At 70.5% G+C, this 14,233-nt stretch carries 10 protein-coding genes; 5 read left to right on the top strand and 5 right to left on the bottom strand.

The genetic code is table 11. The features are described from left to right. Window positions 1-64: 64 nt before the first annotated feature. Complete coding sequence (locus ACWGJ5_RS44040) at window positions 65-1,033, bottom strand: ribokinase (protein WP_453315234.1); 969 nt, start codon at window positions 1,031-1,033, stop codon at window positions 65-67. 362 nt (window positions 1,034-1,395) lie between these two features. Here ACWGJ5_RS44040 and ACWGJ5_RS44035 point away from each other — a divergent pair, with 362 nt between their 5' ends. From ACWGJ5_RS44035 to ACWGJ5_RS44020, 4 genes are all read left to right on the top strand, one after another. Continuing rightward, window positions 1,396-2,124, top strand: coding sequence for a dienelactone hydrolase family protein (locus ACWGJ5_RS44035; protein WP_453315233.1), 729 nt, complete (start codon window positions 1,396-1,398; stop codon window positions 2,122-2,124). Between the two features lie 184 nt (window positions 2,125-2,308). Next, complete coding sequence (locus ACWGJ5_RS44030) at window positions 2,309-2,881, top strand: dihydrofolate reductase family protein (protein ID WP_453315232.1); 573 nt, start codon at window positions 2,309-2,311, stop codon at window positions 2,879-2,881. Window positions 2,882-2,959: 78 nt separating this feature from the next. Then, entirely contained in the window at window positions 2,960-5,230 is a 2,271-nt protein-coding gene (gene recD2, locus ACWGJ5_RS44025; RefSeq protein WP_453315231.1) for an SF1B family DNA helicase RecD2, read from the top strand. 197 nt (window positions 5,231-5,427) lie between these two features. Continuing rightward, window positions 5,428-6,717 (top strand): citrate synthase, encoded by a 1,290-nt coding sequence (locus ACWGJ5_RS44020; protein ID WP_453315230.1) that lies wholly within the window; start codon window positions 5,428-5,430, stop codon window positions 6,715-6,717. A gap of 686 nt (window positions 6,718-7,403) precedes the next feature. Here the strand turns inward: ACWGJ5_RS44020 and ACWGJ5_RS44015 are convergent. From ACWGJ5_RS44015 to ACWGJ5_RS44000, 4 genes are all read right to left on the bottom strand, one after another. Next, on the bottom strand, window positions 7,404-9,656 hold the full coding sequence (locus ACWGJ5_RS44015; RefSeq protein WP_453315229.1) for a heavy metal translocating P-type ATPase: 2,253 nt from the start codon (window positions 9,654-9,656) through the stop codon (window positions 7,404-7,406). 93 nt (window positions 9,657-9,749) lie between these two features. Continuing rightward, on the bottom strand, window positions 9,750-9,989 hold the full coding sequence (locus ACWGJ5_RS44010) for a heavy-metal-associated domain-containing protein (RefSeq protein ID WP_453315228.1): 240 nt from the start codon (window positions 9,987-9,989) through the stop codon (window positions 9,750-9,752). Window positions 9,990-10,075: 86 nt separating this feature from the next. Continuing rightward, window positions 10,076-11,029, bottom strand: coding sequence for a PrsW family intramembrane metalloprotease (locus ACWGJ5_RS44005; protein ID WP_453315227.1), 954 nt, complete (start codon window positions 11,027-11,029; stop codon window positions 10,076-10,078). 117 nt (window positions 11,030-11,146) lie between these two features. Continuing rightward, entirely contained in the window at window positions 11,147-11,785 is a 639-nt protein-coding gene (locus tag ACWGJ5_RS44000; RefSeq protein WP_453315226.1) for a TetR family transcriptional regulator, read from the bottom strand. 160 nt (window positions 11,786-11,945) lie between these two features. Here ACWGJ5_RS44000 and ACWGJ5_RS43995 point away from each other — a divergent pair, with 160 nt between their 5' ends. Then, the gene (locus ACWGJ5_RS43995; protein ID WP_453315225.1) at window positions 11,946-14,186 is read left to right on the top strand and encodes an MMPL family transporter; all 2,241 of its coding nucleotides are present in this window, start codon (window positions 11,946-11,948) and stop codon (window positions 14,184-14,186) included. The last annotated feature ends 47 nt before the right edge of the window (window positions 14,187-14,233 follow it).

Genomic DNA, 14,233 nt, shown 5'->3' with positions numbered 1-14,233 from the left:
GCCCCGGTCGACGGACCGGGGCCGCCCCCTCGAAGCCGTACGGGCCTCAGAAGACGGCTTCGGATTACGAATCACCTCGCCGCGACTGTCCGGGCGCCCGGCCGGATGCCGCTTCCCCCGGGACGGCACAGCACAGCGCCCCGGCCTCCTCCGCCGTCGGATACGACTGCTGCGCACCCCGCTTCGTCACGGCCGCGGCCCCGACCAGAGCCGCATACGCCGCCGCCTCCGGCAGATCCGCGCCCGTCCCCAGCCTCCAGGCGAGCGCCGCTGTGAACGCGTCCCCGGCACCGGTCGTGTCCACCGCCTCGACCTTCACCGGCGCCACCCGCGTCACGCCGGACTCGTCACACACCAGCGCCCCCTCCGCCCCCAGCGTCACCACCACCGAGCGCGGACCCTTGGCCCGCAGCAGCCGCGCCCAGTCCGCAGGGTCCTCGCTCACACAGGCCTCGCCGAGGATCACCCGGGCCTCGTGCTCGTTGACGATCAGCGGGTCGCAGACCGCCAGCACCTCCGTGGGCAGGGGCCGCGGCGGGGACGGGTTCAGCACGAAGCGGCTGGCCGGGGACAGGTTCCGTACGACCTCCACGACCGTCTCCAGCGGGATCTCCAGCTGCGCCGACACCACCCGCGAGGCGAGGAACAGGCTGACCGCCGCCCGGATGTCCGCCGGGGTGAGCCGGGCGTTGGCGCCGGGCGACACCACGATGCTGTTGTCCCCGGAGGGGTCCACGGTGATCAGCGCGACGCCCGTCGGCGCCCCGCCCACCAGCACGCCGACCGTGTCGACGCCGGCCGCGTGCAGGGAGTCCAGCAGCAGCCGGCCGTGGCCGTCGTCGCCGACCCGGGCCAGCAGGGCCGTACCCGCGCCGAGCCGGGCGGCGGCGACAGCCTGGTTGGCGCCCTTGCCGCCCGGGTGGACGGCCAGGTCGCCGCCGAGCACCGTCTCGCCGGCGGCCGGCCGCCGCTCGACGTCGATCACCAGGTCGGCGTTGGCCGAACCCACGACCAACAGGTCGTAGTCGTACATCAGTTGACTCCCTGATTCCGCTGAGTGCCCTGAGGGACGCCAGGCCACGTTGTCCCTCCAACTGTGACGGCTGCTGGGCGACCGATGCGTACAGCGTGCAGTTCTTCTCCGCCGTCGGTCCGTCCGGGTGCCGTCGAAACCCGGCCACCTGGACCTCCCGGATCTGCCCCCGGCCCGCCGATCAGTGGGCGAGGCAAGGGAGTTGCCCCTGTCAGAGCTGGGGCGTGATAGCTTCGACGCCGCCGTGCATGACTGCGCATTCGAGGAGGTGAGTCCGATCAACACTGTGACGCGTCGGGGCTCCCTTCTCCGCATGGCCTAGGGAGCGCCCGCACAAGGCATCCCGAAAGGCTGAAACGCTGATGCGCTTCACCTCCCAGACGTCGTCGGACGGCGTCACCGAGCAGTTCTTCACCCTCGACGAGATCCCCGGTGTGCTCTGGACGCCGGAAGACGCCTCCGGCCCCCGCCCCCTGATCCTGCTGGGCCACGGTGGCGGGCAGCACAAGACGGCTCCCAACACCGTGTCCCGCGCGCGCCGTTGCGCCGCCGAGGGGTTCGCGGTCGTCGCCATCGACGCGCCCAACCACGGCGACCGTCCCAAGGGCGAGGAGTTCGGCCGCACCGCCGCCGCAATGCGGGCCGGCATGGCCGCCGGCGAGGACCCGGGCGCGCTGGTCGCCGGCATGCACAGCTACCTGGCCCCTCAGGCCGTAGCGGACTGGCGGGCGGTTCTGACCGCTGCGCAGCGCCTCGACCAGGTCGGCGTCGGACCGGTGGGCTACTGCGGCATGTCGATGGGCTGCGGCCTCGGCATCCCGCTCATCGCCGCGGAACCCCGGATCCGGGCCGCCGTGCTGGGCCTGCTCGGTGTGCACGGTCTGGCCGGGGACGCCGCGCGGATCACCGTACCGGTGCAGTTCCTGGTCCAGTGGGACGACCAGATGGTCCCGCGCGACCAGAGCCTGGCGTTGTTCGAGGCCCTGGCCTCGGCGGAGAAGACACTGCACGCCAACCCCGGCAGGCACGGGGACGTGCCGCCGTTCGAAGTCGACGGCGCCCTGAGCTTCTTCGCCCGGCACCTGAACTGACCGACACCGCAACACCCGACGCGCCGGCCGCGCCCGTTCCCCGGCCGGCGCGTCGCGACCGCGCGTCCGTGCGCCCCTGACCGAAAACTTTCCTCGCCTTGACAAATAAATTTGTCGGTAGACACTGGAGGAACGGTGCCGGACCCGGCAACGCACCGCACACCGAGAGCCCGAGGAGCTCGCCATGCGCACCCTGATCACCAGCGCCTTCATCTCGCTCGACGGTGTAGTGGAGGCCCCCGGCGGCGAACCCGGCTACCGGAACTCCGGATGGACCTTCAAGGACGTCGAGTTCGTCCCCGAGGCGTTCGAGATCAAGGAACGGGAGCAGCGGGAGTCCACCGCCATCCTGATGGGCCGGGTCAGCTACGAGGCGTTCAGCCCGGTATGGCCGGACATGGCGGAGTTCGCGCACTACAAGACGATGCCGAAGTACGTCGTCTCCACCACCCTCACCGAGGACGAGCTGGTCTCCGGCTGGGGCGAGACCACGATCCTGCGCTCGCTCGACGAGGTCGCCGCCCTGAAGGAGACCGAGGGCGGCCCGATCATCGTCCACGGCAGCGCCGCCCTGAACCAGAGCCTCTCCGACGCCGGCCTGATCGACCGCTACCACCTGCTCGTGTACCCGCTGCTGCTCGGCGCCGGCAAGCGCCTGTTCAGCACCACGGACAAGGACACCCAGAAGCTGGAGCTGGTCGAGCACGAGGTCTACGGCAACGGCCTGCACAAGCAGGTCTTCGACGTCGTCCGCTGAGCACGGCCCGGGCAACCGCCGGGCCTCGCACGAGCGGTTGCCGGACCCGCTGTCACACCCCACCGGTACCGTCGGATCATGGCTCAACAGGCGGGGACCCAGACCGGCGAGCGGCGGCTCGCCGTACTCGAAGGCGTGCTGGAGCGCATCACGTACGCCAATGAGGAGAACGGCTACACGGTCGCCCGGGTCGACACGGGAAGAGGCGCCGGCGACCTCCTCACGGTGGTCGGCGCGCTGCTCGGCGCCCAGGTCGGGGAGTCCCTGCGGATGGAGGGGCGCTGGGGGTCCCATCCCCAGTACGGCAAGCAGTTCCACGTCGAGAACTACACGACGGTCCTGCCCGCCACCGTCCAGGGCATCCGGCGTTACCTCGGGTCGGGGCTGGTCAAGGGGATCGGGCCGGTCTTCGCCGACCGGATCACCCAGCACTTCGGGCTCGACACCCTCCGGATCATCGAGGAGGAGCCCAAGCGGCTCATCGAGGTCCCCGGCCTCGGTCCCAAGCGGACCAAGAAGATCGCCGACGCCTGGGAGGAGCAGAAGGCGATCAAGGAGGTCATGCTCTTCCTCCAGACCGTCGAGGTGTCGACGTCCATCGCCGTGCGGATCTACAAGAAGTACGGGGACGCGTCGATCTCCGTCGTGAAGAACCACCCCTATCGACTCGCCGCCGACGTCTGGGGCATCGGCTTTCTGACCGCGGACAAGATCGCCCAGTCCGTCGGGATCCCGCACGACAGCCCGGAGAGGGTCAAGGCCGGTCTGCAGTACGCCCTGTCCCAGTCCGCCGACCAAGGGCACTGTTTCCTGCCCGAGGAGCGGCTGATCTCCGACGCGGTCAAGCTGCTCGCCGTCGACACCGGGCTTGTCATCGAGTGCCTCGCCGAGCTGGCCGATCCCCCGGAAGACGGCGACGACCCCGGTGTCGTACGGGAGAAGGTGCCCGGCCCGGACGGTGACGACGCCGAACCCGTCACCGCCGTCTACCTCGTCCCCTTCCACCGTGCCGAGATCTCGCTCTCCTCGCAGTTGCTGCGTCTTCTGCGTACGGATCAGGACCGGATGCCGGCGTTCCATGACGTCGACTGGGGCAAGGCCCTCGGCTGGCTGAAGGGTCGTACCGGCGCCGACCTCGCCCCCGAGCAGGAAGCCGCTGTCAAGCTCGCGCTCACCGAGAAGGTCGCCGTCCTCACCGGCGGGCCAGGCTGTGGCAAGTCCTTCACCGTCCGCTCGATCGTGGAGCTGGCCCGGGCCAAGCGGGCCAAGGTGCTGCTCGCCGCCCCCACCGGGCGTGCGGCCAAGCGGCTGGCCGAGCTGACCGGTGCCGAGGCCTCCACCGTGCACCGGCTGCTGGAGCTGAGGCCCGGCGGGGACGCCGCCTACGACCGGGACCGGCCGCTCGATGCCGATCTCGTGGTCGTGGACGAGGCCTCCATGCTCGACCTCCTGCTGGCCAACAAGCTGGTCAAGGCCGTGCCCCCGGGCGCTCATCTCCTCTTCGTCGGTGACGTCGACCAGCTGCCCAGCGTCGGCGCGGGCGAGGTGCTGCGCGACCTGCTCGCCGCCGGCGGTCCCGTCCCGGCCGTCCGGCTCACCCGGGTCTTCCGGCAGGCCCAGCAGTCCGGCGTCGTGACCAACGCGCACCGGATCAACGCGGGGCAGCATCCCCTCACCGACGGGATGAAGGACTTCTTCCTGTTCGTCGAGGACGACACCGAGGAGGCCGGGCGGCTCACCGTCGACGTCGCCGCCCGGCGGATTCCGGCCAGGTTCGGGCTCGATCCGCGCCGGGACGTGCAGGTTCTCGCGCCGATGCACCGGGGCCCTGCGGGGGCCGGGGTGCTCAACGGGCTGCTCCAGCAGGCCATCACCCCGGGCCGGCCCGATGTGCCCGAGAAGCGGTTCGGAGGCCGGGTCTTCCGTGTCGGCGACAAGGTCACCCAGATTCGCAACAATTACGAGAAAGGGAAGAACGGTGTCTTCAACGGCACCGTGGGTGTCGTCACCTCACTCGATCCGGTCGACCAGCGGCTCACGGTGCTCACGGACGAAGACGAGGAGGTTCCGTACGAATTCGACGAACTGGACGAACTGGCCCATGCGTACGCGGTGACCATCCACCGTTCGCAGGGAAGTGAATATCCCGCGGTGGTGATCCCCGTCACGAACGGGGCGTGGATGATGCTCCAGCGGAACCTGCTGTACACGGCGGTGACCCGCGCCAAACGGCTGGTCGTCCTCGTCGGTTCACGCAAGGCGATCGGACAGGCGGTGCGCACGGTGTCGGCCGGACGGCGGTGCACGGCACTCGACTTCAGGCTTGATCAGGGCCATCTCGAAAAATGATCGATCAAATGAGTCGTGAAGGTCACAGAGACCTTCCAGATGGGGAGACAAGGGGGCAGGATGAGCAGGTTGGCGGCACTGAGTGCCGCCAATAGGCCCAATGGTCGACCCCGAGTGCACTCTCCTGAGCCAAATGGGGGATGGTAGAGACAGTCAGGGCACCTCGAAGATGAGGCACTACGTCGGTGAGGGAAGACGTGAGCGACAACTCTGTAGTACTGCGGTACGGCGACGGCGAGTACACCTACCCGGTGGTCGACAGCACCGTCGGCGACAAGGGCTTCGACATCGGGAAGCTCCGCGCCCAGACCGGTCTCGTGACTCTGGACAGCGGGTACGGCAACACGGCCGCCTATAAATCCGCGATCACCTACCTCGACGGCGAGGCGGGCATCCTCCGCTACCGCGGCTACCCCATCGAGCAGCTGGCCGAGCGCTCCACCTTCCTCGAGGTGGCGTACCTGCTGATCAACGGCGAGCTGCCCACCGTCGACGAGCTCTCGACGTTCAAGAACGACATCACGCGGCACACCCTGCTGCACGAGGACGTCAAGAACTTCTACAAGGGCTTCCCGCGCGACGCCCACCCGATGGCCATGCTGTCCTCGGTCGTCTCGGCGCTGTCCACCTTCTACCAGGACAGCCACAACCCGTTCGACGAGAAGCAGCGCGACCTCTCCACGATCCGGCTGCTCGCGAAGCTGCCGACGATCGCGGCGTACGCGTACAAGAAGTCGATCGGCCACCCGTTCGTCTACCCGCGCAACGACCTCGGCTACGTCGAGAACTTCCTGCGCATGACCTTCTCGGTCCCGGCGCAGGAGTTCGAGCTGGACCCGGTCGTCGTCTCGGCGCTGGACAAGCTGCTGATCCTGCACGCCGACCACGAGCAGAACTGCTCGACCTCGACGGTCCGCCTGGTCGGCTCGTCGCAGGCCAACATGTTCGCGTCGATCTCGGCCGGCATCAGCGCGCTGTGGGGCCCGCTGCACGGCGGCGCCAACCAGTCCGTGCTGGAGATGCTGGAGGGTATCCAGGCGAACGGCGGCAACGTCGACTCCTTCATCACCAAGGTGAAGAACAAGGAGGACGGCGTCCGTCTGATGGGCTTCGGCCACCGGGTCTACAAGAGCTTCGACCCCCGCGCCAAGATCATCAAGGCCGCCGCGCACGACGTCCTCTCCGCGCTCGGCAAGTCCGACGAGCTGCTGGACATCGCGCTGAAGCTGGAGGAGCACGCGCTCTCCGACGACTACTTCGTCTCGCGCAACCTCTACCCCAACGTCGACTTCTACACCGGCCTGATCTACCGGGCCATGGGCTTCCCGACCGAGATGTTCACGGTCCTGTTCGCCCTCGGCCGCCTGCCGGGCTGGATCGCCCAGTGGACCGAGATGATCAAGGAGCCGGGCTCCCGCATCGGCCGCCCGCGCCAGATCTACACGGGCGTGGAGCTCCGCGACTTCGTGCCGGTCGAGCAGCGCTGACACCCGGCGGGGGCGCCATCCCGAGTGGTGCGAGTGGTGCCCCTTGTCCCGAGGGTGCGAGTTCGTTTCTTCCGGGCGCCCGGGGGTGCGATGTGCCTCCCTGGCGCCTGACGGACTCGCCGTAAGGGAAGTCGTAGAGACAAGCGAAAAGCGGAAGGCGCCCTGAGACGCCGGTCCCCCCACGGGCCGACGACCAGGGCGCCTTCCCATGTCCCGGTGCGGATTCCCCCCACGGGATCCGGCCGGGCGCTCGGAGAGGACAGCGCCTGAACCGCTGTCTTCGAGCAGAATGAGCAAAACTCGTCCTGCTCCAGTGACGCGCTGCGATCTGCCGGGACAACGCACGCAGGGAGGGCCGCTCAAAGCTTCCCGGCGCGCGTGCCCCGGCAACGCACCTCTGAGGAAGTCCCCCAAGACATCCCCAGATGCCAGTCAGCGCCCCCCAAGACGCTGGTCTGACATCGCCAACTTAGACCTTCGAACCCCTTCGATGGTTACGTTCGCATCACTGTGATCTGCGTCTCTTGCATATGTCCCTTAGGTGCGCAAGAGCCCCGATACGGCGATCGGGGTCCAAGTGTAAGGATGATGCGCGAGCCTTGTGAAGAGCTTATGTGAGGCTCGCGCAGGACTCTAGGGGGTTCCTTACTTCGACTGCGACGAACCGCCGGTAACCCCGCGGGACTTCAGCGGAAACGGCGCAGTCGCAGACTGTTGGTCACCACGAAGACCGAGGAGAAGGCCATCGCGGCGCCGGCGATCATCGGGTTGAGCAGCCCGGCGGCGGCCAGGGGCAGCGCGGCCACGTTGTAGCCGAAGGCCCACACCAGGTTGCCCTTGATGGTGGCCAGCGTCCGCCGGGACAGCCGGATCGCGTCGGCGGCCACCCGCAGGTCGCCGCGCACCAGGGTCAGGTCACCCGCCTCGATCGCCGCGTCCGTTCCGGTGCCCATGGCGAGGCCCAGGTCGGCGGTGGCCAGCGCGGCCGCGTCGTTCACGCCGTCGCCGACCATCGCCACGGCCCGTCCCTCGCGCTGCAGCCGTCGTACGACATCCACCTTGTCCTCGGGCAGCACCTCGGCGAACACGTCCCCGGAGCCGATGCCGACGCTCTTCGCGACCGCCTCGGCGACCGTACGGTTGTCCCCCGTGAGCAGTACCGGCCTCAGGCCCAGCGCGCGCAGTTCGCGTACCGCCCCGGCGCTGGTCTCCTTGATCGCGTCGGCGACGGCGAGGACCCCGCGGGCCCGCCCGTCCCAGCCGGCCACGACCGCCGTACGGCCCTCCTGCTCCGCCTCGCGTGCCGCCCGGGCCAACTCCTGCGGCAACTCGTCGTACAGGCGCCCCACGGCCACCTCGCGGCCGTCGACGCGCCCGCGTACGCCCCGTCCGGGCACGTTCTCGAAGTGCTCCACCGGCGGGAGCGCCCCGGCGTGTTCCTCGGCGCCGGCGGCGATCGCTCGGGCGACGGGGTGCTCGGAGGCGTGTTCCAGGGCGCCGGCGAGCCGCAGCAGCTCCTTCTCGTCCTCGCCGTCGGCGGCGTACACCGCCTGGAGGGCCATCCGGCCGGTGGTGACGGTGCCGGTCTTGTCCAGCACGACCGTGTCGACGCGGCGGGTGGACTCCAGTACCTCGGGGCCCTTGATGAGGATGCCGAGCTGGGCGCCGCGGCCGGTGCCGACCATCAGTGCGGTCGGCGTGGCCAGGCCCAGCGCGCAGGGGCAGGCGATGATCAGGACGGCGACGGCCGCGGTGAACGCGGCGACCGTGTCCCCGGTGACGCCCAGCCAGACGCCGAAGGTGCCGAGCGCGACGAGGATGACGACCGGGACGAAGACCGCCGAGACCCGGTCGGCGAGCCGCTGCACCTCGGCCTTGCCGTTCTGTGCGTCCTCCACCAGCTTCGCCATCCGGGCGAGCTGGGTGTCGGCGCCCACCCGGGCCGCCTCGACGACCAGCCTGCCGCCCGCGTTGACGGTGGCGCCGGTGACCCGGTCGCCCGGGCCGACGTCCACCGGCACCGACTCGCCGGTCAGCATGGCCGCGTCCACCGCGGAGACGCCCTCGACCACCGTGCCGTCGGTGGCGATCTTCTCGCCGGGCCGTACGACGAACCGGTCGCCCACGGCCAGATCCGCCACCGGAACCCGCACCTCACGGCCGTCCCGCAGTACGGCGACGTCCTTGGCGCCCAGCTCCATCAGCGCCCGCAGCGCCGCGCCCGCGCGCCGCTTGGAGCGGGCCTCCAGATAGCGGCCGAGCAGGATCAGCGCGACCACTCCGGCGGCGACCTCCAGGTAGATCGTGGAGGCGCCGTCCATGCGGGAGACGGTCAGGCGGAACTCGTCGTGCATGCCCGGCATGCCCGCGTCGCCGAAGAACAGCGCCCACAGCGACCAGCCGAACGCGGCCAGCGTGCCGACCGAGACCAGGGTGTCCATGGTGGCCGCGCCGTGCCGGAGGTTGGTCCAGGCGGCCCGGTGGAAGGGGGCGCCGCCCCAGACGACGACCGGTGCGGCGAGCGTCAGGGAGAGCCACTGCCAGTTGTCGAACTGCAGTGAAGGGACCATCGCGAGCAGCACCACGGGTGCCGCGAGCAGCGCGGAGACGAGCAGGCGGTGCCGCAGGGCGCCGAGTTCGGGGTCCTGCTCGGGGGCCCGGGCAGCCGCCTCGGGCTCGGGCGCCGGCGGTGCCGGTTCCTCGGCGGTGTAGCCCGTCTTCTCCACGGTGGCGATCAGGTCGGCGATCCGGACGCCCGCGCCGTACGTGACCTTCGCCTTCTCGGTGGCGAAGTTGACGGTGGCGCTGACGCCCTCCATCCGGTTGAGCTTCCTCTCCACCCGGGCGGCGCAGGAGGCGCAGGTCATCCCGCCGATGAGCAGCTCTGCTTCGGAGGTCCCACCCGTGGTTATGGCTGTCTCTGCGGTGGTGCTGGTCATGTCCGGACTCCAGACATCGGACCGGACAGTACGGAGCCAGTATCAGCTGGTCGGCACGGCCCGGTCGGGAAAATTGGGGGAGCGGAGGGGTGATCAGGCCTTGCCGGCCAGCTCGAAGCCGGCCTCGTCCACGGCGGCGCGCACGGCCTCGTCGTCCAGCGGCGCCTCGGAGACCACGGTCACCTCGCCGGTGGACGCGACGGCCTTCACCGAGCTGACGCCGGGGATCCGGGAGATCTCGCCGGAGACGGAGCCCTCGCAGTGGCCACAGCTCATGCCGGTCACCTTGTAGACGGTGGTGACGGAGCCGGGGGTGTCGGTGTGGGCGGTCATGTCGTTACTCCTCGTCGAGGCGGGTGGGGCCGGTGGGGCCCGCGAGGGAACCCCACGCTCTCCACACTATACCCCTAGGGGGTACCTCACCAAGAGGCGTCCCGGCGCGCCAGCGACCGCACCCAGCCGACCCCGGCCAGGGCCACCAGTGCCAGTCCGCCGACCGAGAACAGCGTGAACAGGGGCTCCTGTGCGGCGCTCGGCCGGACGAGGTACCCCTGTGCGAACAGCTGTCCCTCGGGTGCGGTGCCGGTCAGCCGGGCTACCGCCCAGAGCGCGGCGCCGTGCGTGGCGTCCCCCAATGCGTGCAGCAGGGCCACGCCCAGGCAGGTGCCGGCGACCGGCGCGGAGAGGCGGAAGTGCCCGTTCAGACGGCGCCGGGACAGCAGAACGCCGCCGGCGATCGCGGTCCACAGCCCGTGCCCGAAGGGGCCGAGCAGCCCGCGCGGCAGCTCCGTCTCCAGCAGGGTGCGCAGATCGATGCCCTCGGCGGAGACGGCCGCGCTGGAGACGGCTGCGTTCACGGCGTACCCGGTGCTCTCCAGTGCGGCGAAGCCGAAGCCGACGGCCGCGCCGAGCACCAGTCCGGCGCGCAGCCCGCGGACGGCCGGCTGCCGGCGCAGCACGAACACCAGCGCGGCGAGCTTGGCCGCCTCCTCGATCAGGCAGACGCCGGCGAACGTCCCCGGCGAGGGGCGCAGCAGGTTCGACTCCGTCAGCGAGGCGCCGAGCACGCCGAGTGTCCCGCCGGCCAGGAAGCAGCCGAGGATCGCGCTGACGCCCAGGTCACGGCAGTGCCGTTCGTACGCCCACAGTACGAAGGCGACCGGTACGAGAAAGCTGCCGAGCAGGATCAGCGTCGGCAGCAGCGTGCTGTTCCGCGTCTCGTACGTCACCCACGCGATCAGCACCCACAGGGCGAGCCCCCCGCCCAGACATCGCCGCCACAGGCCCGCGGCGATGCGGGGATACGGCGGTGGCGGCTGCTGTGGGCCGGGGATACGGGCCTTGGGCGTGCCGGGAGGCGGGGAGTGGCTCACGGGGGTCCCCTCGGACAGCGGCTGGGCGAGGCGATCTATCCGCACTCTAGGCAGATGTGCCGGGGGGCGCAGTTCGGGTGGGCTCCGTTCACGGTCGATCGGCTCCCCGGACCGGCCTCACCCGAGCCGGTCGCCCACCAGGGGGCGCAGGTAGCGGACCAGGACGTCCTTGATCTCCTGGACATAGGCCGCGCGTTCGGTGCCCTCGTGGGCGAGGACCAGTTCGAGGCCGGACTTGTAGATGCCGAGGCAGACGTGCGCCGTGCGGGTGACGTCGGCCGGGGTGGCGCCGGGCATGAGGGTGGTGAGCAGGTCCCCGGTCCGGCCGATCAGTGTCGCGTGCAGCTGGTCGTGCGTCTCGGCCATCCGGCCCGGGATGTCGGGGCCGTGCATCAGCGCGAAGAACACCGGGTGCTCGGTGTTGAAGGCCATGAACCGGTCGACGGTGGAACCGATGGCCTCCTCCAGCGGGGTGGCGGGATCGACGGGGGCCAGTGCCTCGCCGTAGGTCTCCCGCATCTCGTGGACGAGCCGGTCGCCCAGCTCGATCGCGATCGCCTCCTTGTTCGGGAAGAACTGGTAGAGCGTGCCCGGCGAGACGCCGGCCTCGCGGGCGATGGCATTGGTGCTGGCGGCGGTGTAGCCGGTGGTGCAGAAGACCCGCGCGGCCGCCTCGAGCAACTGGGCGATACGGCGCTCCCCGCGGGCCTGCCGGCGGCGCGGCTGCTCCTTCTGCGTCTGCGGGTTGTCGGGCACGCGTTATCCCCAGCTCTCCGAACCTGATTGACAAATGCGAGTGGCCGCTCGCATTCTGGAGGAACGCGAGCGATCTCTCGTGTTTGTCAGTCTATTGGCAATGAGCGACTCATGCTGCCTGCCTGCACAGACATGGGTCAGGTGAAGGGGACACCGCACGATGACCGAAGTCAACACGCCGCTGCGGACGGGGGAGGAAGCGCCGGAAGGGGCGCAGGAGGGACCGCGGAACGCGGTGCCGCCCCGACCCGGCCGCTACACCCGATTCGTCACCGCCCGTCCACGCCTGTCACTCCTCGTGGCCCTGGTGCTCACCGCGCTCGCCGTGCTGGCCGGCAGCGGAGTCGCGGACCGCCTCGGCAGCGGCGGCTGGGAGGACCCGGCCGCCGAGTCGACGTACGCCACCAAGGCCCTGGAGCGCGAGTTCCCCGACTCCCAGCCGAACCTGCTGCTCCTGGTCGACTCGGGCCGGGCCTCGGTCGACGATCCGGCGGTCGCGTCCGAAGCCCGCGACCTGGCCGGCCGGTTGGCGGGGGAGAAGGGCGTGACCGGCGTCGGCTCCTACTGGCAGAGCAGGTCACCGGCCCTGCGCGCCAAGGACGGCCACGAGGCGCTGATCGCCGCCCGCATCGCCGGCGACGACAACGCGATGGGCCGGACGCTCGACCGCATCGCCCCGCACTACCGGGGCACGCACGGCCCGGTCCGGGTGAGGGTCGGCGGCATCGTCGCGGTCCGGCACGAGATGCAGACGATCATCAAGGAGGACCTGGCCCGCGCCGAGATGATCGCCCTGCCGATCACACTGGTGCTTCTGGTGATGGTCTTCGGCAGCGCGATCGCGGCCCTGCTGCCGCTCGGCATCGGCATCGTCGCCATCCTCGGCACCAACGCCGTCCTGCGCGGCCTGACGGCCTTCACCGACGTCTCCGTCTTCGCGCTCAACCTCACCACGGCCCTCGGCCTCGGCCTGGCCATCGACTACGCCCTGTTCATCGTCCGCCGCTTCCGCGAGGAACTGTCCACGGGCGCCACCCCGTTGACCGCGGTCGGCACGACCCTGCGCACCGCCGGCCGCACGGTCCTGTTCTCCGCCCTCACAGTGGCGGTGTCCCTGGCCGCCATGATGGTCTTCCCGCAGTACTTCCTGCGGTCCTTCGCCTACGCCGGCATCGCCGTGGTCCTGCTCGCCGCGGCCGCCGCCCTGATCCTGCTCCCGGCCGCCCTGATCCTGCTCGGCCACCGGGTCAACTCCCTGGATCTGCGACGGCTGTTCCGCCGACGCCGAGCCCCGAAGCCCGCCGAGGGGACCACCGCGACCCCCGGGACGACCTGGGCCCGCGCCGCAGGCCTGGTGATGCGCAGGGCCCCGCTCTTCGCGCTCGGCACCACCGTCCTGCTGGTGGCCCTCGGACTGCCCTTCCTGGGCGTGAAGTTCGGCACCGCCGACGATCGCCAGCTGCCCTCGACCGCCGAGTCCCACGTGGTGCAGGAGCACATCCGCGAGGGCTTCCCCGGCAGCCCCGGCGGCGGTCTGGAGGTTCTCGCCGAGGGCAGGGCCACCGCCGCCCAGTACGCCGCCTACAAGCAGCGGGTGGCCGCCCTTCCCGAAGTGGCCCGCGTCGACGGCCCGCTGGTCAAGGGCGACGCCGCCTACTTCACGGTGCAGCCGAGGGGGGAGGCCGTGGACGACCCGGCCCAGCGCCTGGTCGGTGATCTGCGCTCCCTGCGCACCCCCTTCGACGCCAAGGTGACCGGCACGGCCGCGGTCCTCGTCGACACCAAGCACGCGATAGGCCGGCGCCTGCCCTGGGCCGCCGCGTTCATCGCCGTCGTCACGCTCCTGCTGGTCTTCCTGCTCACCGGAAGCGTGCTGATACCCGTGCAGGCCGTGGTGCTCAACGCGCTCAGCCTGACCGCGATGTTCGGTGCCGTGGTCTGGGTGTTCCAGGACGGCCACCTCTCCGGCGCCCTCGGCTTCACCAGCTCCGGCTCCATCGAGACCACCCTGCCCGTGCTGATGTTCTGCGTGGCCTTCGGGCTCTCCATGGACTACGGCGTGTTCCTGCTCTCCCGCATCAAGGAGGAGTACGACCGCACGGGCGACCACGACGCGGCGGTGCGGCACGGACTCCAGCGCACCGGCGGACTGATCACCGCGGCGGCGGTCATCCTCGCGGTGGTGATGGTGGCCATCGGTACCTCACGGGTGACCAACACCAAGATGCTCGGCCTGGGCATCGCACTGGCGGTCCTGATGGACGCGATGGTGGTCCGCAGCCTGCTGGTACCCGCGATCATGCGCTTGACGGGCAGGGCCACGTGGTGGGCTCCGGCCCCGTTGCGCCGCTTCCACGAACGGTTCGGTGTGAGCGAGGGGGACGACAAACGACCTGCGTAAGGGGCGCGGGGCTGCACGGAACATGCGGCCACCGCCGCGTGAGAGCG

This window comes from Streptomyces sp. NPDC054783 (assembly GCF_053611725.1).
The sequence above is the reverse complement of the archived record's forward strand: the minus strand, read 5'-3'. Positions and strand labels throughout refer to the sequence as shown.

Coding starts and splice junctions, on each gene's coding strand:
- ACWGJ5_RS44040 (WP_453315234.1), bottom strand. CDS start 1,033: ATGTACGACTACGACCTGTTGGTCGTGGGTTCGGCCAACGCCGACCTG.
- ACWGJ5_RS44035 (WP_453315233.1), top strand. CDS start 1,396: ATGCGCTTCACCTCCCAGACGTCGTCGGACGGCGTCACCGAGCAGTTC.
- ACWGJ5_RS44030 (WP_453315232.1), top strand. CDS start 2,309: ATGCGCACCCTGATCACCAGCGCCTTCATCTCGCTCGACGGTGTAGTG.
- recD2 (WP_453315231.1), top strand. CDS start 2,960: ATGGCTCAACAGGCGGGGACCCAGACCGGCGAGCGGCGGCTCGCCGTA.
- ACWGJ5_RS44015 (WP_453315229.1), bottom strand. CDS start 9,656: ATGACCAGCACCACCGCAGAGACAGCCATAACCACGGGTGGGACCTCC.
- ACWGJ5_RS44010 (WP_453315228.1), bottom strand. CDS start 9,989: ATGACCGCCCACACCGACACCCCCGGCTCCGTCACCACCGTCTACAAG.
- ACWGJ5_RS43995 (WP_453315225.1), top strand. CDS start 11,946: ATGACCGAAGTCAACACGCCGCTGCGGACGGGGGAGGAAGCGCCGGAA.